General features: G+C 64.7%; 15 protein-coding genes and 1 riboswitch. Of the genes, 8 read left to right on the forward strand and 7 right to left on the reverse strand.

The features are described from left to right. Nucleotides 1-7: 7 nt before the first annotated feature. Nucleotides 8-1150 carry a precorrin-3B synthase gene (gene cobG, locus ACYP01_RS21885; RefSeq protein WP_459682405.1) on the reverse strand — a complete coding sequence of 381 codons (1143 nt, stop codon included), beginning with the start codon at nt 1148-1150 and terminating at the stop codon, nt 8-10. A gap of 51 nt (nt 1151-1201) precedes the next feature. Next, nucleotides 1202-1334, forward strand: a riboswitch (cobalamin riboswitch). 39 nt (nt 1335-1373) lie between these two features. Between cobG and ACYP01_RS21890 the strand changes: the two genes are divergently transcribed. Then, entirely contained in the window at nt 1374-4994 is a 3621-nt protein-coding gene (locus tag ACYP01_RS21890) for a cobaltochelatase subunit CobN (protein ID WP_459682409.1), read from the forward strand. A gap of 39 nt (nt 4995-5033) precedes the next feature. Here ACYP01_RS21890 and ACYP01_RS21895 read toward each other — a convergent pair whose 3' ends face one another. Continuing rightward, nucleotides 5034-6674: a GMC oxidoreductase gene (locus tag ACYP01_RS21895; RefSeq protein WP_459683044.1), complete on the reverse strand. Its 1641-nt coding sequence runs from the start codon at nt 6672-6674 to the stop codon at nt 5034-5036. A 218-nt stretch (nt 6675-6892) separates the two neighbouring features. Between ACYP01_RS21895 and ACYP01_RS21900 the strand changes: the two genes are divergently transcribed. Beyond that, nucleotides 6893-7273: a PPOX class F420-dependent oxidoreductase gene (locus ACYP01_RS21900; protein WP_459682412.1), complete on the forward strand. Its 381-nt coding sequence runs from the start codon at nt 6893-6895 to the stop codon at nt 7271-7273. Between the two features lie 7 nt (nt 7274-7280). On the opposite strand, the gene ACYP01_RS21905 is transcribed toward ACYP01_RS21900, so the two are convergent. Genes ACYP01_RS21905 through ACYP01_RS21920 form a run of 4 tightly spaced genes read right to left on the reverse strand, consistent with a single transcriptional unit; the run spans nt 7281 to nt 11859 of the window. Next, nucleotides 7281-8186 (reverse strand): TIGR01777 family oxidoreductase, encoded by a 906-nt coding sequence (locus ACYP01_RS21905; RefSeq protein WP_459682415.1) that lies wholly within the window; start codon nt 8184-8186, stop codon nt 7281-7283. Continuing rightward, nucleotides 8186-9544: a metallopeptidase TldD-related protein gene (locus ACYP01_RS21910; protein WP_459682417.1), complete on the reverse strand. Its 1359-nt coding sequence runs from the start codon at nt 9542-9544 to the stop codon at nt 8186-8188. Before ACYP01_RS21910 ends, ACYP01_RS21905 begins: the two co-directional genes overlap by 1 nt. After that, nucleotides 9541-11061 carry a TldD/PmbA family protein gene (locus ACYP01_RS21915; RefSeq protein ID WP_459682419.1) on the reverse strand — a complete coding sequence of 507 codons (1521 nt, stop codon included), beginning with the start codon at nt 11059-11061 and terminating at the stop codon, nt 9541-9543. The genes ACYP01_RS21910 and ACYP01_RS21915 overlap by 4 nt, the downstream gene beginning before the upstream one ends. Before the next feature lie 30 nt (nt 11062-11091). Beyond that, nucleotides 11092-11859 carry a TSUP family transporter gene (locus ACYP01_RS21920; protein WP_030536361.1) on the reverse strand — a complete coding sequence of 256 codons (768 nt, stop codon included), beginning with the start codon at nt 11857-11859 and terminating at the stop codon, nt 11092-11094. A gap of 38 nt (nt 11860-11897) precedes the next feature. Between ACYP01_RS21920 and ACYP01_RS21925 the strand changes: the two genes are divergently transcribed. Further along, nucleotides 11898-13061 carry a sensor histidine kinase gene (locus ACYP01_RS21925; protein ID WP_063316393.1) on the forward strand — a complete coding sequence of 388 codons (1164 nt, stop codon included), beginning with the start codon at nt 11898-11900 and terminating at the stop codon, nt 13059-13061. A 57-nt stretch (nt 13062-13118) separates the two neighbouring features. After that, complete coding sequence (locus ACYP01_RS21930) at nt 13119-13778, forward strand: response regulator (protein ID WP_459682422.1); 660 nt, start codon at nt 13119-13121, stop codon at nt 13776-13778. Between the two features lie 37 nt (nt 13779-13815). On the opposite strand, the gene ACYP01_RS21935 is transcribed toward ACYP01_RS21930, so the two are convergent. Then, nucleotides 13816-14475 (reverse strand): hypothetical protein, encoded by a 660-nt coding sequence (locus ACYP01_RS21935; RefSeq protein ID WP_003944837.1) that lies wholly within the window; start codon nt 14473-14475, stop codon nt 13816-13818. A 250-nt stretch (nt 14476-14725) separates the two neighbouring features. Here ACYP01_RS21935 and ACYP01_RS21940 point away from each other — a divergent pair, with 250 nt between their 5' ends. The 4 genes from ACYP01_RS21940 (at nt 14726) to ACYP01_RS21955 (ending at nt 19462) form a co-directional block, all read left to right on the forward strand. Continuing rightward, on the forward strand, nt 14726-15286 hold the full coding sequence (locus tag ACYP01_RS21940) for an FxsA family protein (protein ID WP_003944915.1): 561 nt from the start codon (nt 14726-14728) through the stop codon (nt 15284-15286). Nucleotides 15287-15298: 12 nt separating this feature from the next. After that, a complete protein-coding gene (locus ACYP01_RS21945; RefSeq protein ID WP_459682425.1) occupies nt 15299-16933 on the forward strand; it encodes an amidohydrolase in 1635 nt (544 codons plus the stop codon). A gap of 37 nt (nt 16934-16970) precedes the next feature. Then, the gene (gene lnt / locus ACYP01_RS21950; RefSeq protein ID WP_030536364.1) at nt 16971-18539 is read left to right on the forward strand and encodes an apolipoprotein N-acyltransferase; all 1569 of its coding nucleotides are present in this window, start codon (nt 16971-16973) and stop codon (nt 18537-18539) included. Between the two features lie 92 nt (nt 18540-18631). Beyond that, nucleotides 18632-19462 carry a hypothetical protein gene (locus ACYP01_RS21955; protein WP_459682428.1) on the forward strand — a complete coding sequence of 277 codons (831 nt, stop codon included), beginning with the start codon at nt 18632-18634 and terminating at the stop codon, nt 19460-19462. Nucleotides 19463-19589 lie beyond the last annotated feature (127 nt).

The raw sequence follows: 19589 nt of genomic DNA on the forward strand, positions 1-19589 counted from the left end.
AGAGGCATCACCGATCGGGCGGATTCACCCGGTAACCGTCACCCGTCGCGATCACATCCGCTACGTCCCCGCGGGGACGTCCACAACTGCGGTCGCACCCGGCCCAGTGCTGGCGCCCGCCAACGGGAAGTTCTGCCTGCTCGACGGCGGTGATCGCGTCGGTGCGCACATCGGCGAGAGACTTCTCGCATCCCGGGCTTCCGGTGCAGGCGGTGACCTCGAGCCACGGTGAGTTCTCGTCGAAGATCAACCCCATGGGTGCCAGCACCCGGACTACCTGCTCGGCTGCCCATTCGTCGAGGTCGAAGATATGCACCGATCGCCACGGCGTCACGACGACGGGCTTGTCGACGGCGGCGAGGAACTCGGCCAGCCGAGCGTCGAGCAGCCCGAATCGCAGGCCGCCGCCCAGAGCTACGGTCCCGTCGCGCTGCTCGAGCCAGCCGATAGTGGGCCGTGCATCCGGCGTGAGGTCCGCCGCAACGGTGGACTCGGCGCTCAGACCCAGCTGCTCGAGGGTGCGTTCGATTCCGTCCGGAACCTCGGCCAGGCGCCAGTGCTTGTCGCGAACGTCGAGGAATGATCGAGCCGCCTCGAGGAGCAATTCGACGGCGTCGTCCGCCTGGACGAGATGAGTGGTGTGGTGACCGGCGAGCACCAGTGAATGCTCGGTGGCGCTGCGCGCATGGAGTCCGAAATCGCCCCGTAGCCCGGTGATGTCTCCGCTCCCGTCGTCGAGGGTGAACAGGGTTCGCCCTGGCAGATCTGCCAATGCTTGATCCGCTTGGATCGCCGAATCGAGACGGTGGACCAGTTCACGGATGTCGGCGACGCCCCCGATACGGCCGGACAGTGGGGACGCGAGGATGTTGCGCACTCGCTCGTGCGTCGCTGACGGCAGCAGACCGGCCGAAGCGATACGCGCCGCGAAGGCTTCGGGGTCCGAGACCGAGCGCAGTTGTACGTTGCCCCTCGAGGTGAGTTCCATCTGCCCGTTGCCCAGATCGCGCGCTGCGTCGGCGAGCGTCTGCAATTGGACCGGGGTGAGGAGTCCGCCGGGTAGGCGCACGCGTGCCAGTGCGCCATCGGCGGCGTGGTGAACTTGCAGTGCACCCGGGCACGCGTCTGGCTGTGAACGGTCCGTGGGCATGGCTCCAGGGTACGACCTGTCATGAGTGCCTTCTGCGGACCGGTAGCATCACCACCACCAGTGACGGCAGTTGAGGAAACCGGTGAAAGTCCGGTGCGGTCGCGCCACTGTGAGTGTTGCTCGAGCGGGACGTGTTTCCGCTCGGAAACACGAGTCAGACCCTCAACCGCCGTCGATGACAGATCTGTGCCACGGGGCGCGAAACCCCAGGAAGGCTTCACCCGTGATTCTTCTGCTCTCCACGTCCGACACCGATCTGCTGAGCGCCCGCGCCAGCCAGGAAGCCGGCGACGGCGTCTCCTATCGCTGGGCCAACCCCTCACGCTTGCTGGTCTCGGAGGACTTGCCGCCCTTGCTCGACGGCGTCGACCTCGTGATCGTTCGTATCCTCGGCAGCCGTCGCAGCTGGGAAGACGGCCTGGACATGGTCCTCGCCTCCGGACTCCCCGTAGTCGTTCTCGGCGGCGAGCACGCGCCGGATGCCGACCTCATGGAGTGCTCGACGGTCTCCGCCGGCGTTGCTGCCGAGGCGCACAACTACCTGGCCGAGGGTGGCACGCAGAATCTGGCACAGCTGCACCACTTCCTCTCCGACACCGTCCTGCTCACCGGTCACGGTTTCGAGCCGCCGGCTCACCTGCCTTCCTGGGGAATCGCTGATTTCGCGCCCGATCTCGACTCGGCGAGCGGTCCCGTCATCGCAGTGCTGTACTACCGCGCCCAGCATTTGGCCGGAAACACCCGGTACATCCAGGCGTTGTGCGACGCGGTCGCCGAGGCCGGTGGCACCGCGCTGCCGATCTACTGCGCATCTCTGCGAACCGCAGAGGCCGAACTTCTGAGCACGCTCCGCCGCGCCGACGCCATGGTCGTGACAGTTCTTGCTGCCGGTGGCACGAAGCCCGCGACCGCGTCCGCCGGTGGCGACGACGAAGCCTGGGATGTCGCCGCACTCGCTGCGCTCGACGTCCCCATCCTGCAGGGCCTGTGCCTGACCAGTAGCCGCGCCACCTGGGACGAGAACGACGACGGACTGTCGCCTCTCGACGTCGCGACGCAGGTGGCGGTGCCGGAGTTCGACGGCCGCATCATTACCGTCCCGTTCTCATTCAAGGAGATCGACTCCGACGGACTGTCCACGTACGTCCCCGACGTCGAGCGCGCTGCCCGTGTCGCCGGGATCGCGGTCCGTCACGGCAAGCTGCGCCACATTCCCACCACCGAGCGTCGCGTTGCTCTGATGCTCTCGGCGTACCCGACCAAGCACGCCCGCATCGGCAACGCGGTCGGTCTCGATACTCCGGCGAGCGCAATCGACCTGCTCACCGAAATGCGTTCTGCCGGTTACGACCTCGGTCCGGTCGACGGTCCGGACGCAGTTCCCGGCCTGGCGGCGAAGGACGGCGACGCGCTGATCCATGCCCTGATCGCGGCCGGCGGACAGGATCCCGACTGGCTCACTGCCGAGCAGCTCGAGGGCAATCCGATCCGCATCTCGGCAGCGAAGTACCGCGAATGGTTCGCCACCCTGCCCGAGGAACTGCGCAGCGGTGTCGAAGAGCACTGGGGCGCAGCGCCCGGCGAGCTGTACGTCGACCGCTCGCAGGATCCGGACGGCGAAATTGTCATCGCGGCACTGCGATTCAACAACATCGTCCTCATGGTCCAGCCGCCGCGGGGATTCGGTGAAAAGCCCGTCGCGATCTACCACGACCCGGATCTGCCGCCGAGCCACCACTACCTCGCCGCGTACCGCTGGATCGCTGCAACACCGGACAACGGCGGATTCGGCGCCGACGCCGTTGTACACCTCGGCAAGCACGGCAACCTCGAATGGTTGCCCGGCAAGACACTCGGCATGTCGAGCAACTGCGGCACCGACGCGGCCCTGGGCGACCTGCCGCTGATCTACCCGTTCCTCGTCAACGATCCGGGTGAAGGAACACAGGCAAAGCGTCGCGCCCACGCGACTCTCGTCGATCACCTGATCCCGCCGATGGCCCGCGCCGAAAGCTACGGCGACATCTCCCGCCTCGAGCAACTGCTCGACGAGCACTCCAATATCTCCGCACTCGACCCGTCCAAGCTCCCGGCCATTCGCCAGCAGATCTGGACGCTGATGCGGGCGGCCAAGATGGACCACGACCTCGGCCTCGCGGAGCGTCCCGAAGAAGACGTGTTCGACGACATGCTCCTGCACGTCGACGGTTGGCTGTGTGAGATCAAGGACGTCCAGATCCGCGACGGTCTGCACATTCTCGGCCGCGCACCCGAGGGCGACGCCGAAATCGAACTGGTCCTGGCCATGCTCCGTGCCCGTCAGATGTGGGGCGGCGAACAGAGTGTCCCTGGTCTGCGCGAAGCTCTCGGGCTCAGCGAAGACGGCGACGAGTCCCGCAACCGTGTCGACGACGTCGAGGAAAAGGCGCACGCTCTGGTTCGCGGCATGTACGACGCCGACTGGAACCCCGCTGCGGCAGAACAACTCAGCGACGACGAGACCGTCGTGAAGATCCTTCAGTTCGCCGCCACCGAAGTGGTTCCACGCCTCCGACAGACGAACAACGAGATCAAGCAGGTCCTGCACGCGCTCGACGGCGGATTCATCGCCGCGGGTCCGAGCGGTTCGCCGCTGCGCGGCCTGATCAACGTTCTTCCCACTGGTCGTAACTTCTACTCCGTCGACCCCAAGGCAGTTCCTTCACGCTTGGCGTGGGAGACCGGTCAGGCGATGGCCGAGTCGCTCGCCGCTCGCTATCTCGCCGATCACGGCGAATACCCGCGCTCGGTGGGTCTGTCGGTGTGGGGAACCGCCGCCATGCGTACCTCCGGCGACGACATCGCCGAAGTGTTCGCGCTCCTCGGTGTTCGCCCCGTCTGGGACGAAGCAAGCCGACGCGTCGTCAACCTAGAAGTCATCGATCTCGAAGAACTCGGCCGCCCGCGCATCGACGTCACCGTCCGCATCTCCGGATTCTTCCGTGATGCGTTCCCGCACGTGCTCGCACTGCTCGACGACGCCGTTCAGCTGGTCGCGGCACTGGACGAGACGGACGAGCAGAACTACGTGCGCGCCCACGCACAGGCCGACCTTGCCGAGCACGGCGACGCCCGGCGTGCGACCACCCGTATCTTCGGTTCGAAGCCCGGAACCTACGGCGCCGGACTGCTGCAACTCATCGACTCCAAGACCTGGCGCGGTGACGACGACCTCGCCGAGGTGTACACCAACTGGGGCGGCTTCGCGTACGGCCGTGGGCTCGACGGAATCCCGGCAGCCGACGACATGCGCAGTGCATACCGTCGAATCAACGTGGCGGCCAAGAACACCGACACGCGTGAGCACGACATCGCCGATTCGGACGACTACTTCCAGTACCACGGCGGCATGGTTGCCACCGTGCGCGCGCTGACCGGAAAGTCGCCCGAGGCGTACATCGGCGACAGCACTCGGCCGGAATCGGTTCGCACACGCACACTTTCGGAAGAGACCGCACGTGTCTTCCGGGCGCGCGTGGTCAATCCCCGCTGGCTCGACGCGATGCGCCGTCACGGGTACAAGGGTGCGTTCGAGATGGCAGCCACGGTCGACTACCTCTTCGGGTACGACGCCACCACCAACGTGGTCGCGGACTGGATGTACGAAAAGCTCGCCGAGACCTACGTTCTGGACGAGCAGAACCAGAAGTTCATGACGCAGTCCAACCCGTGGGCCTTGCACGGAATCGCCGAGCGGCTCCTCGAAGCCGCCGAACGCAACATGTGGGAGCACCCCGAGCAGAAGACACTCGACGGCTTGCGTCAGGTGTACCTCGAAACCGAAGGCGAGCTCGAGGGGGAGTAGACCTCGAGCATCACCGGCAGGTCCGGGCGCTGAAGTGAGTCAGCGTCCGGACTTGATGATCTGAGCGATGTTCCGCTCCGCCAGAGCAGTGATGGTCAGTGACGGGTTGACGGTGCCGGTGCTGCCCGGAATGGCGGCGCCGTCCATCACGTACAGGCCGTCGTAGCCCTTGACTCGCCCGTAGCCGTCGGTGGCCTTGCCCAGAACCGCACCGCCTAGGGGATGCGCGGTGAACGAGGAATTGACGTCTTTCGCGAACGGCAGGGCGGACGGCAGCGTGGTGCCGGCGAAGGCCATCTTGTTCTGGACGGCGCGTAGTGCCTCGACGGTGGCGTCGTTGCCGTTCTTCGGCCAGTTCAGCACCACCCGATCGGAGCCGCCGTCGTAGGCGAAGTCGGCGCGCTGCGAGTCGAGGGTCATCCCCAATGTTCCGAGCATGCCGATGTTGACGGGCAAGCCGGGGACATACCAATTCTCGAGGGAGAGTGGCATTCCCGACTCGTCGACGATGCGTGATGCCGACGGTGAGGCTTGCGCAGTGCCGTCACTGAAGCCGAACGAGCGCACCATCCCGGCGTCGCCGTTCGTTCCCCAGCCCTTACCGACGTGTTCGTTGAGGTTGGGCAGCGCGCCCGTCGCCTGGGCGCGTACCAGCAGTTCGGAGGTGCCGATCGAGCCGGCGCCGAGGAACAGACGGTCACAGGTAAGAGTCTTCCGGGCCAGAACGCCACCCGTGGGATCCGTCGATTCGACGTCGACGACGTAGCGTCCATCACGTTCGCGACTGATCGCGAGCACCTGATGTCCGTAACAGACGGTGGCTCGTCCGGTGGCTTCGGCGGCGGGAATGTAGTTCTGTGTGAGGTCGAACTTCGCGCCGTTGGAGTTACCCATGTTGCTGTCACCGACAGTGGCCGAGGCTCGGGTTCGGCCGTCGAGTTCTGAGCGCACCACGTCCCAGTTCCAGATCCCGTCGATCCGCTGCGGATCGAATCCGGCACGACGAGCGTCCTGATCCCAACGACGCGAGTGGCCGAAATTCGGGGTTTGGTAAATGTCTTCGGGCAACGGGCTCAGACGCAGCATCTGGCGCACCTTGGGGTACCAGGTGGACGCCATCTCGTCGTAGTCGAGGGAGTTGCCGAAGACTGCGTCGAAGAATCGGCGCTCGGGCGCGATCATCACGCCGGTGAAGATGATGGAACCACCGCCGACTGCAGCGCCGCGCCAGACCGAGATGTGTTCGTAGTCGGTGGCATCGAGGACGCCGCTGAAGTAGTCGCACGCCACGGGGAGTCCGGTGAGGTTGGTGAACGATGTTCGCCGGAAGACTCCGCGGCCGTCGGCCAGCATGTCGGAGGTGTGAATCTCCCGTTGCGGATCGTGGGGCCACCGAAGTCCGCGTTCGAGGATGGTGATCTGGGTGCCGCTCTGCGCCAGTCTGAGGGCGGTGGCGCTGGCGCCGAATCCGGACCCGATGACGATGGCTTCGGAATGCTCCGGGGGAGTAGGCGAGGGTACGAACAACTCGGGAACGAGCGCGCGGTAGTGATCAGCACCCATCGGGAGCGCCCGCAGGGGTGCGGGGGCTGCGTGGCTGGTCGACGTCGACATGAGCGGTGTCGCGGCTGCAACTGCCGCCCCCGCCCCGGCGGCTTTGAAAAAGACACGACGCTGCATGTCACGGCGCTGCATGTGTAAGTTCGACTCCCCAGTTCGACGGTTTGCCTCAGAATAACTCGAGATGGAGTTTGGGGACGAAACGGCGTGTCCGACGTCAAGAAGAACCGGATAAAACGTGCATAAGTGGCACTTCCTGGGTGGTACTGATCGGTCGCCAGATAGTCGCGGAAACCTGTCGGTGTTCAACGGGAGGCGCTCGCACCTATCCTCGAGGAGTGAACCCCGACTTCAAGCGCGTCTCCGAGGCCAAGTACGTCCTACTCACGACCTTCCGCAAGGACGGAACGCCGGTGGCGACTCCGCTCTGGGCCGCGCCGGACGGCGACAAGCTCCTGATGTGGACCGTGACCTATTCCTACAAGGTCAAGCGCATCAGGCGAAACCCGTCGGTCACCGTCGCCGCGTGTGACGCGCGGGGAAATCCGAAGGGTGAACCGGTGGCCGCCGTCGCCGAGATCCTCGACGCGCCGGGCACCGATCATGCCCGCGACGCGATCGCGCGGCGCTACGGAATCCTTGGCTGGATCACCATGAAGGGCAGTCTCCTGCGCCGCGGCAAGACCGGAACGATCGGACTTGCCATCACTGCAGCCTGACCGCGCGTCAGTTGCCGAGCAGATCGTCCAACGCTGAATCGAACCGCGGATAGGTGAAGGGGAAGCCGTTGTCCGTCAGCACTTTCGACACGGCATGACGACCCGTCAGGCCCAGGGCAGCGTCGCTGCGCAGCAGGAACGCGCCGAATCTGACCATGAAAGCGGGCGTCGGCGGCGCAGGTGGCCGGTGAAGGTGCTTGCGCAGCCCGGCCATCAGTTCTGAGTTTCGGACGGGATCCGGAGCCGTCGCGATGACCACGCCCGAGGCAGCCGAAACGGGTTCGAGTGCCCAGCGCACTATCGACAGCCAGTCCTCGATGTGAATCCAACTGGTCCACTGCCTACCCGAGGCGACGCGTCCGCCCAGACCGAGACGCACGAGCAACAGCAGTCGCTCGAGCGCCGGTGTGCCCTTCTCCAACACGACACTGGTTCGCAGGATCACCACTCGTGACGCGTTTGCACCCTCGACCGCTGCCTCCCAGTCCTTTGCGACGTCGGTCATCTGAGGTGGCCCGTCAGCGAGTGGGGAAGCCTCGTCGAGCCGGGTCTCTCCGGCGTCGCCGTAGATCGCGAGCGTGCTCGCCTGGATCCACACCGGAACAGGGTGCGCCAGTAGTTTCGACGCTTCGACCAGCGCGCGGGTCGGATCGACTCGGGAACTGGTGAGCAGTGCGATGTTTGCCGGGGTGGGTCGGCGATCGACCAACTCGCCGGCCAGATTGATCACCGCGGCGCCGTCGAGTTCTCCCGCCCAGTCGCCCACCGTGACGCCGTCCCACTGAACCTGCCTGTGCCTGCCGGGTTTCGGTGAGCGAGTCAGGACCACGACGTCATATCCGCGGTCCGCGAGATCGTCGCTGATTCGGCGGCCGAGAGCGCCGGTGCCGCCCGCGATCACGACCTTCGTCATCACTGCGCCTGGCTGACCGAGGACATGTGGAAGTCGGGAATCCGCATGGGCGGCATGGCCGTGCGGGTGAACCAATCTTTCCACTCCCGGGGAAGCGTGATCTCGGTGCGTCCAGCCTCGGTGACCCGCCGCAGGAGATCGAGCGGACTCTCGTTGAAACGGAAGTTGTTGACGGCGCCGACGATCTTGCCGTCCTCGATCAAATACACCCCGTCACGCGTGAGTCCGGTCAACAGCAGCGTCGTGGGATCCACCTCACGGATGTACCAGAGGGTTGTGAGCAGTAGACCCTTCTCGGTACCTGCGATCATGTCCTCGATCGAGGTGTCGTCACCACCGGTCAGGATGAGATTGTCGCCGGGAACTGCGACAGGTCGACCGAATTCTCGTGCAGCGTGGCGCGGGTACGCCAACGCATTGACGACGCCGTCTCGGACCCAGTCGACGGGTTCGATCTCCAAACCGTTGTCGAACAGTGAGACGGATTCACTCGACGACGTCGTGATCACGAACGGCGCGGATTGCAAGCCCTCGGCGCCGGGGTCAGAGGTGAGTGTCAGTGGCAATCCGAGCTTCTCGCCGATCCGGGTACCACCGGTGGTGGACAGTGCGGTGTGGCCCTCTTCGGCGCCGCGACCCTCCATGGTCCACATCAGATAGATCATCAGGTCCGCCACAGCAGACGGCGGAAGAATTGTCTCGTAGCGGCCGGCAGGCAGACTGACGGAGTTACCCGCCCAGTCGAGTCGAGTGGTCAACTGCGACAAGAGCTTCGGTATCGAGATATCGCTGAAATCGACGGTTCCGGATCCGACCCAGGCGCTGGCGTCGTCGCGCTTGCCGTTGATTTCCACGGAGCCGGTGGCCTGAGCCGTTCTACGTCGCACGCCCGTCGAGGTTCCGAGCCAGGTGGTGTGCAACTGGTGGTGGGCGAAGCCGAACAACTGGTCGCCGCCGTCGAAGCCCTTCGCCAGGTCGGCAGCCAACTGAGCGAAGACAGCGATGTCGGTCAGGGCGGCCGGCAGGTCCCAGTCGGTCTCTGCCGCCGACTGCGTGATCAGGTCGGACGCGTCGTCAGCCGGAGTGGCTGTGCGCGCAGCTTCTTCGCTTGCATGTACGAGCGCGGAAATCTGCTCCGGATCGACACTGCTGGAACTGACAGTGCCCACCTTCGCGATGTCACCCTCGCGCACGATCGAGATCACCGTCCACGTCCGGGACAGCGAAACTCCGTTGGTGGTCATCGAATTGTTGGCCCACCGCAGCGACGCCTCACTCGCATCGGTCACGATCACCAACGATTCGTCTACCGTCCTCGCGGCCAATGCACGCTCGACGACCTGCTGCGGATCGATCACTGCTGAGCCTCCGAACGAGTATTGAGGATGTTGACTCCGCGGAACAGAGCGGACGGGCAGCCGTGGCTGACCGCCGCAACCTGACCGGGTTGCGCCTTGCCGCAGTTGAACGCGCCCTGCAGGCGCCAGGTCGACTCACCGCCAACGGCTTCCATCGAGCCCCAGAAATCCGTCGTCGTCGCCTGATACGCCACGTCGCGCACCTGACCGTCGAGCTTTCCGTCACGGATCTTGAAGAACCGCTGACCGGTGAACTGAAAGTTGTAGCGCTGCATGTCGATCGACCAGGACTTGTCACCGACGACGTAGATGCCGTTCTCGACTCGCGAGATCAGGTCTGCGGTCGAGGTGTCCGCGTGGGGGTCGGGGGAGAGCGAGACGTTGGCCATTCGCTGGATGGGAACGTGATGTGCGGAGTCGGCGTACGAGCAACCGTTGGAACGCGTCAGCCCCAGCCTCGGCGCGAACACGCGGTCTAGTTGATACCCGACCAGTGTTCCCTCTGCCACCAGATCCCACCGTTGAGAGGCGACGCCGTCGTCGTCGAATCCGACGCTGGCCAGGCCGTGCTCTTCGTTTCGGTCGGCGGTCACGTGCATGAGTGGCGTTCCGTATTTCAGCGTTCCCAGCTTGTCCGGCGTCGCGAACGACGTACCGGCGTAGGCCGCTTCGTAGCCGATCGCGCGGTCGTATTCGGTGGCGTGTCCGATGGATTCGTGGATCGTGAGCCACAGATTGGTCGGATCGATCACGAGGTCGGTCGGACCCGCTTCGACGGTCGGTGCCTTGGTCTTCTCGGCCAGCCACTCCGGGATCTGCGCGAGCTCATCGCCCCAGTTCCATGTGCTCTCCGCCCCGAGGTACTCCCATCCGCGGCCTACCGGCGGCGCCAAGGTGCGCATCGATTCGAAGCTGCCGGCCGACTTGTCGACGGCGGTCGCCTCGAACTCGGGGTGCAGACGCACCCGTTGCTGGGTGATCGACGAACCGGCCAGATCCGCGTAGAAGGTCTGCTCCTTGACCTGGAGGACACTCGCCGTGACGTGATCCACGCCGTCGGCGGCTTGAAGCCGTCCGGAGTAGTCGACCAGCAGGCCTACCTTCTCGGCCGTCGGTGTCGCGAAGGGATCTTCGAGGTACGGCGACACCCACGTCGCGTCGGCGTAGACGGGCTCGTCGGCGAGTGTGACCGGATCCCGATTGAGCGAGCGCAATGCCTTCGCGACCTCGACCGCTTGGCGTGCCAGCGCAGCAGCGACATCGGGGGACACCTCGGCGTGCGAGGCGAATCCCCACGTGCCGTCGACGATCACACGGACGGCGACCCCGATCTCGTCTCCGTCGGACACCGCCTGAACTACGCCGTCGCGCAACCTGATCGACTGTGTGAGCACGCGGTGGACACGAACATCGGCGTGCTGGGCGCCGGCCGTTCTCGCTGCCGACAGCGCCGCATCAGCGACAGCTCGCAGCGGGAGGGCGAGGAAATCTGCATCGACATCTCGGGTGACGGTCACGCACACGACGCTAGCCGACGACCGCCGATCTCAGCCGAACTGCTGCCATCCGAGGCGAATCACCATGGCGATCACGACCACCAACAGCGTGATCCGCACGAATCCGGATCCCTTGCTCAGCGCCATCCGCGAACCGATGACCGCGCCGAGAACGTTGCACACCGCCATCGCCAAACCCAAACTCCACCAGACATGCCCGGTGACGGCGAAGTAGGCGAGCGCGCCGAAATTGGAACCGAGATTGATCACCTTCGCCATCGCTGCGCTCCGAACGAATTCGGTTCCGAGGAAGGTCGCGAAGCTGATGATGAGGAAGGTGCCGGTGCCGGGTCCGAGCAGACCGTCGTAGAGGCCGATGAGTCCGGCGGAGAGCAGCAGGACGAGGACGGTCTTGCGCTGCGTCGGACGATGGGTCGCGATCGTGGTGCCCAGCGTCGGACGCATGGTCACGAAGACGGCGACGGCGACGAGGACGACCATCACGATCGGAATGAAGTACTTCTTGTCGATCAGCGAAACGGCCGCCGCCCCGCACGCGGCCGTCACCGCAGCCAACGCGGCTGCCGGCGCCATCTGCCGCCACTCCATCGGGATTCGACGGGAGAACGTGTACACCGCAGCACTCGTCCCGGTGAATGCCGTCAATTTATTGGTGGCCAGTGCCGCCTGTGGGGTCAATTGGGGTGCGACCAGAAAGAGCGCCGGCAACAGAATCAATCCACCGCCGCCGACCACGGCGTCGACCCAACCCGCCGCCGTCGCTGCCGTCATCAGCAGTCCCCAATCAGCAATATCCACGGCGGTGACTCTTTCACAGCTGTGACACTCTTGAGCACATGCGGAGGTTCAGCCTGTGGCTGCGAGGAAAGCCGATGATCGCGGACAGCGCGCTGGCGCTCGTGTTCTTCGCGCTCGAGGTAGTCACGTTCGTCAGTTCGCCGCGTGAGGAGCGGTGGCCTCAGCTCGTCGTCGGATTTCTGATCTGCCTTCCCGTCGTGTGGCGTCGCAAATATCCGCGTGTGTCCGCTGCGTCCATTTTGTCGATGTCGTACTTCGCAACCTTGATGATGTGGGCGACAGGGGATCCGGCTGCGGAACATCCAGGCCTGTTGGCGCTCGGGGTCTCGCTCTACACACTCGTTGCGTATGTCGATCGACGCACCGGGGCGATTTTCGCGTGCTTCCTTGCCCTGGACATGACACTCTCGTTGCTCGTCATCCGCGAAGACGTGATCCTCACGATCATCATTGCGACCCTGCTCTATGCACTGGCCTGGATCACCGCCGAGTTCTTGAGCGCCCGCCGCGCCTACGACGAGGAAGTGGCCGCCAGACTCGAAGTGGCCGAATACGAACGGGATCGGCGTGCCGAGGATGCGGTGGCCACGGAAAGAACCCGAATCGCCCGCGAACTCCACGATGTCGTCGCCCACGCGGTCAGCGTGATGATCGTCCAGGCGGACGGCGCGTCGTATGCGGTCGATTCCAATCCCGCGTTGGCCAAGAAGGCGCTCGGCAACATCTCCAGCACCGGACGCGACGCCCTTGCCGAGCTTCGCCGGACCGTCTCGCTGCTGCGCACCGAGGTCAGTAGCGATTTGATGCCGCAACACGGAACGGCCGGCATCGCCAAGGTCGTCGAGATGATGCGTGCCGCTGGTCTCGGCGTGCGCCTCGAGCTGACCGGCGAGCTCGACGACGTCAGTCCTTCAGTCAGCCTGGGAATTCATCGCCTGGTCCAAGAGTCACTGACCAATGTCCTCCGTCACGCCGGCGCAAATCCGAAGGCACGAGTCACCGTGCGCCGCACCGACACCGCGGTGCTGCTCGAGGTCGTCGACAACGGAACGTCGAGTTCGACCTTCTCCCACGGTTCGGGGAATGGACTGGTCGGAATGCGTGAGCGGGTGGCGGTACTGCACGGGACACTCGAGACCGGACGACGCCCCGACGGCAGTTGGCGTGTGTACGCAGAGCTGCCGCTCGAGATCCACGATTGATACCGGCTCGCCGCAATCGCATTGGCACCGACGTCTCAGGCCCGATAGGTTTACGCCGTGCCCATCACCGTGCTGCTAGTCGACGACCAGGAACTCATGCGGATGGGCCTGAACATGGTGCTCGAAGCACATGAAGACATCTCGGTTATCGGTGAGGCCGGTGACGGAGCCGCGGCGGTCGCAGCGGCGGTGGCGCTGAAGCCTGACGTCGTGTTGATGGATGTGCGGATGCCGATTGTCGACGGGGTGAAAGCGACGGAGCAGATTCTTGCGTCCGGGATCGAAGCCAGGGTCCTGGTGATGACGACGTTCGACCTGGACGAACACGCGCTCGGCGCCCTGCGTGCCGGAGCGAGTGGTTTTCTTCTCAAAGACACCCCGCCCGAGGACCTCGTGTCGGCTATCCGCAGCGTGGCAGCCGGTGACGCGGTTGTCTCCCCGAAGGTGACACGTCGTCTGCTGTCGAGGTTCATCGTGGACGGTCCGGCGCCCCGGCGCGATCCGGTGGTTCTCGACGTCCTGACCGAACGCGAACGCGAAGTCCTCGGACACGTGGCCACGGGACTGTCGAACATCGAGATCGCACAGCAGCTGTACCTGTCCGAATCGACGATCAAGTCGCACGTCGGACGCATTCTGACCAAACTCGATCTGCGTGATCGTGTGCAGGCTGTGGTGCTGGCCTACGAGACCGGACTGGTGACTCCGGGCGCGTAGGCCAGCCGCCTGTCAGGCAGCGAGCGTTTCGCTCTGCTCAAGCATCAAAAGCGCCCACTGTTGGCAGCACGATGCAGGTCTTCCCGTCTGCGTAATCGACATTGCCGAACAGAGCGGCAAACACCTTGCCGTCACCGGTGTCGACGACCTTCGAGAGCAACGGCGTATCGAGTACGGGCAACTTCTCGTCCAACGGGACGATACCGCCCTTGAACGTGCCGACGTTGATCCAGGCAACACTCAACCCTGAGGTCTTGGGTATGCCGACGTAACCCGGGATTGCCTGGAAACGGAGATGGTCGGCCTCGACCCACGGCGGCAACGGGAAGTTCGGACCGGCCTGTGCGGAGCTGAGGGTGACGGTGACGGGTTCACCGGCCACGCCACACCCGACCGTCGGTGCGGGGTACATGAACGACTGCGGCTTGGTGACGCCGATGTCCGGTAGATCGAGGGCGGTCGTGATCTGATCAGCGCCTGCCGTGCCGATCAACTGCTGAACGGCCGCAGAGGCTTCGGGGGAGATGGCTGCGGCCTGCGCGATCAGCGCGGCAATTCCTTCGGGCACCACCGGTTCTGCGGCCGCGGTTCCCGCGCTGATCATCGCGCTGCCGGCGGTGAGTGCCACGACGGCGGCTGTGCCGGCGATGGCAGCGGGAATGCGTCGGGCGAGTGTCTTGCCGGGGAGTCGGCTCATGTCGGGCTCCTTCATTTCATGAGGCCGGGAAATGCGGCCCGAAGTGACTTGACCATGCGCAGAGTCTCAACGTCAACTTGAGGTTTAGAATCGTTAGCGGAGCGTTAGTTAACGCCAGGCAAGTCGCACGTGCGTGAGAGAAGGCCCGTGTGACTCACGGCACCCACCTGTTTTGCACCTCTGCGTCGTTGTCGGGAGAAAAACCGGCCCCTCGAGCGTTGAACGAATAGACCGTCTGAAAGGGGACGTCATGATCGCCGCCGTTTTTCTCCTCTACGTGATCGTCGAGATCGCAGCCTTGGTCATCGTGGGCAACGCCATCGGTGTCGCCTGGACAGTGCTGCTGTTTCTCGCCGGATCGCTTGTCGGATTGATCCTCATGCGCTCGCAGTGGCGACGGGTCATGGACGGGTTCCGTAAGGCCACGCGGGGTGAGGGATCGCCGTCACTGGCGGTCGCCGACGGCGCCTTGGTCGCGGCGGGCTCCGCGTTGATGTTCGTACCCGGACTCGTGACTTCGGTTCTGGGCCTGCTGCTTCTGATTCCGCCGACCCGCTGGGCGCTGCGCCCGCTTGCAGTGCTCCTGGCAGGTAAGCGCGCAGCAGCATTTGCCGCCGGTGGTGACGCCTTCGCCGGAACCGTCGGCTACGCGGCGCGGATGCGCGGAAACGGCGAGGTGATCGACGGCGAGATCATCGTCGAGACACCCGAAACCACCGAGTACGTCGCCAGCAACGGCAAGGAACTGGTGCTCGAGGGTGAGATTCTGGACACGGATACACCCACCCGTTCGCGGGGGCCGCAGTACTAACAGGCAGACTGGGTGCTCGTGACTACTCGTCTGCTGGTCAACGGCCGGATCTACAGTTCATTTGCACCTGACGCGACCTCGATCGCCATCACCGACGGCACCGTCGTGTGGGTCGGCGACGAGCGCGCCGGACGGGCGTTGCACCCCGCCGCGGAGATCGAAGACCTGGGTGGTGCGTTTGTCACTCCCGGGTTCGTCGACACCCACGTCCACATCACCGCACTGGGACTCAATCTCGTCGGCCTCGATCTCGTGGGCGCGAACTCTCTGGACGAATGTCTCTCGCGAGTACGAACATTCGCAGCCGCGAACCCCGAAACTGCCCATCCCGACGCAGTCATCTGGGGACACGGTTGGGACGACACCGAGTGGGCCGAGCAGACCCCGCCGTCGACCGCAGATCTCGACGCGGCCGCCCCTGGCCGCAAGGTGTATCTCTCGCGGATCGACGTTCACTCGGCCGCGTGCTCGAGCGCATTGCGCGACGGGATCTCCGGCCTCGCCGACACCGCTGGATACTCAGCCGAAGGCCCGTTGACGTTCGACGCACACCACCTGGCGCGCAATGCCGCTCGGAATCTGCTGACGGAAACTCAGCGCGCTTCTGCTCGTACCGCTGCGCTCGATCTCTGCGCCTCACGCGGAATCGTGGCCGTTCACGAGTGCGGGGGACCGGACATCTCGGGATTGACCGATTTCCAGGAACTGTTGGCCCACGATCACGGCGTGGAGGTTCGGGGCTACTGGGGTGAGCGTGTAGACAGCGAAGAGGATGCTCGCGCGCTCCTCGACAAAACCGGAGCAGACGGACTCGGCGGGGATCTCTTCATCGACGGCTCGCTCGGTTCGCATACCGCGTGGTTGCTCGAACCCTATGCAGACCAACCTGATTCGACGGGCAATGCCTACCTCGACGTCGACGCGATCGCCGCACACATCCGGGCCTGCACCCTCGCGGGCGTCCAGGCCGGGTTCCATGCCATCGGTGACGGCGCCGTCTCGTCGGCAGCTGCCGCGTTCCGCAGGGTCGCCGACGAACTGGGTGGCCCCAAGGTCGCCGCGTTGGGTCACCGCCTCGAGCACGCGGAAATGATGTCTATGGCCGACGCGGAAACCTTCGCGGCCTTGGGCGTCATCGCGAGCGTCCAACCGGTGTTTGACGCACTGTGGGGCGGTACCGACGGTCTGTACGCCACGCGCCTGGGAGTCGAGCGCGCAGCAGCGTTGAATCCGTTTGCACCTGCTGCCGGTAAGGGTGTCTCGCTCGCATTCAGCTCCGATGCCCCGGTCACCCCCATCGAGCCGTGGGCGATGCTGCGCGCCGCTGTCCAGCACCGCACCGACGGAAGTGGAATCTCACCGCGTGCGGCCTTCTCCGCCGCAACGCGCGGTGCCTGGCGTGCGGGCGGAGTGCGGGACGGCGCCGCGGGAACGCTCAATCCGGGTGCACCCGCCTCCTACGTGTTGTGGGCGGCAGGCGAACTCGAAGTGAGCGCACCCGCCGACTCGGTTCAGCGATGGTCTACCGATCCGCGCTCGCGCGTACCCGCTCTGCCGAGGCTGGCGGAAGATGCGCCGATTCCGGTCTGCATCAAGTCGGTGCATCGCGGACGCGTCGTCTATCAGCGCGGCTCGTCGAGTGAGTGAGGCCGGCGCAGAGGCGTCTGTCGGTGATAGCTCCCGCGTGAGCGCTGTGCTCACCGGTTCCGCATGGCTACGTTCGCTGTACGCGGCCGCAGGTGGATTCCTGATCTTCGCAGGGTTCCCACCCCGCCCGCTGTGGTTCTTGGCGCCCGTCGGGATCGCTCTTCTGACGTGTGTGTTGACGAACTTCGGGCGCGGCGGACTGCGCCTTCGTGCCGGCTTCGGTTACGGATACTTGGCCGGTCTCGGATTTCTGGTGCCGTTGCTTCCGTGGATCGGTGTGTTCGTAGGTGCGGTCCCGTGGATCGCGTTGGCCGCGGTGGAGTCGTTGTTCATCGGACTGTTCGGGCTGCTTGCGGTTCTGGTGGCGAGGTTGCCATGGGCACCCTTGTGGATTGCCGCGACCTGGACGCTCACCGAGTGGCTTCGTTCCAGCGTTCCTTTCGGCGGATTTCCTTGGGGCAGGCTCGCATTCGGTCAATCCGAAGGGTGGCTCCTCCCACTTGCGAGTGTCGGCGGTGCGCCGCTGCTCAGCTTCGCGGTGGCCCTGACCGGTACCGGCTTGGCAGCAGTTGCAGTCGCTGTCGCGGCCAAACGATGGGACCGAGGATTCTTCGGAGCTGTTGCCGCTGCCCTCGTGCCCGTGATCATTGCTCTCGCGGTGTCGCCGTTCTTGTCCACCATGGATTCCGGTGATCGAACGATCACCGTCGCCGCCATTCAGGGAAGCGTTCCGAGGTTGGGCTTGGACTTCAACTCGCAACGCAAGCAGGTCCTCGACAACCATGTCGCCGAAACCGTGAAACTTGCTGCCGAGGTGGACGCGGGCCGCGTCGATCAGCCTGACGTCGTGATCTGGCCGGAGAACGCCTCGGACATCGACCCCCTGCGAAACGCCGATGCCGCTGCCGACATCACCCGGGCCTCCGAAGCGATCGGAGCGCCGATTCTTGTCGGCACCGTACTCGTGAACGCCGATCGTACGACCACCAATTCGGTGATCGTGTGGGACGGCGCCAACGGTCCTCAGGAACAGCACGACAAGAAGATCATTCAGCCGTTCGGCGAATACCTGCCCTACCGAAGCTTCTTCAGGAACTTCTCCTCGTACGCCGATCGCGCGGGCAATTTCGTTCCCGGCGAGGGCAACGGCGTTGTCCATGCAGCGGGGGTACCCATCGGTGTCGCGACTTGTTACGAGGTGGCGTTCGACCGGGCGTTCCAGGAATCTGTGCGCAACGGTGCACAGTTGCTGGCGGTACCGACCAACAACGCCACTTTCGGGGACACCGAGATGACCTATCAGCAGCTGGCAATGTCGCGTGTGCGGGCAGTCGAGCACGGCCGCGCCGTCGTTGTCGCCGCAACCAGTGGTGTCAGCGCCATCATCGCTCCCGACGGTGCGGTGACTTCGCAAACCGACCTGTTCGTGCCGGCGGCCCTGGTGGCGAAGGTGCCGCTCTCGACCAGCTCCACCCTTGCCAGCCGAGTAGGTCCGGTGCCGGAGATCGTGCTCAGCATCATCGCGGTCGGCGCGATTGCCATGGCAGTGCTGGCCCGGCGCCGAGATCAGGCTGAGCACTCACCCGAGGAGACTGCGGCAATCTGAGCCGAGCATCGGATATTAGGGCTGCCGATGTTCCGAGGAGCGCCTACGCGGGTACTCGCTGTGCCACCCGTTCCTGCATAAGGCGGCTTCTTGTGACCGAGCCTGAGAAAACCGAGCCAGACAAGTCCGAGCCCCGGGATGCAGTTCACAAAACCAGTGTCGTCGACGCGGTTCTGCAGTCACCGCTCGCCGGCCTGTCGCCGTGGATCTTGCTGTCCTTGCTCTCCGGGCCGGGAAGGTTCGAGGAATCCGCGGCCGCAGCCCTCGGGTTGTCGCTGCTGATCTTGGCGGCCAGTCACCGGCGCGGCGGCACCGTGAAGCTGTTGGAGGTCTTCGACGTCGTGTTCTTCGGCGTTCTGGCGGCCGTCGGCCTCCTCGCGTCGGCGAACACGATTCGGTGGTTCGAACTCTGGGGAGGCGAACTGACCAACATCGCGCTGGTGGTCTTTGCCTTCGGATCGATCCTGCTCCGCAATCCTTTCACTTTGCAGTACGCGAAAGAGTCGACGCCTGAAGAGTATTGGACGACGCCACTGTTTCTGCGCATCAACTACGTCATTACGGCGGTGTGGGCTCTCGCCTTCACCTGGTCGGCCGTAGTGGGCCTGTTCGGAGACGCACTGCTGCACGACGGTGACAATTTCTGGACCGGATGGATTCTGCAGTTGCTCGGAACCTTCTTCGCGATCTCCTTCACCGAGTGGTACCCCGAGTATGCGCCGAACAAGGCCGCTCAGGCTCAGGGCCTCGAAACCGAACCACCGCAGTCGATTTTCAGGCTGTTCGACTTTTTGCCGGTGTTCGTAGCCGTGACCGGCATCGCGGGGTTGGTGACCGACTCCGTTTCCGTGACCGCAGGCGTCACGTTGATTCTGGTCGGCGTGTTCGGACATCTGGCGATGCGACGGTTCACCGTCGACTAGGAGCTCTCGGTGATCTCGCGCCTACGGGAACTTGGTGCACGATCGTCTCGATGACCGGCAGGTGCCGGCTGATGCACGGAATTTGTCCGTTTCTGCGATAGTCAGTGCACCTGCCGTGCAATGGAAA

The sequence above is a fragment of the Rhodococcus sp. no. 34 genome (assembly GCF_054589475.1).

Excerpts from the sequence above, each read along its gene's own strand:
- cobG (WP_459682405.1), bottom strand. The coding sequence starts at position 1,150 with ATGCCCACGGACCGTTCACAGCCAGACGCGTGCCCGGGTGCACTGCAA.
- ACYP01_RS21935 (WP_003944837.1), bottom strand. The coding sequence starts at position 14,475 with ATGAGCCGACTCCCCGGCAAGACACTCGCCCGACGCATTCCCGCTGCC.
- ACYP01_RS21895 (WP_459683044.1), bottom strand. The coding sequence starts at position 6,674 with ATGCAGCGTCGTGTCTTTTTCAAAGCCGCCGGGGCGGGGGCGGCAGTT.
- ACYP01_RS21905 (WP_459682415.1), bottom strand. The coding sequence starts at position 8,186 with ATGACGAAGGTCGTGATCGCGGGCGGCACCGGCGCTCTCGGCCGCCGA.
- ACYP01_RS21940 (WP_003944915.1), top strand. The coding sequence starts at position 14,726 with ATGATCGCCGCCGTTTTTCTCCTCTACGTGATCGTCGAGATCGCAGCC.
- ACYP01_RS21925 (WP_063316393.1), top strand. The coding sequence starts at position 11,898 with ATGCGGAGGTTCAGCCTGTGGCTGCGAGGAAAGCCGATGATCGCGGAC.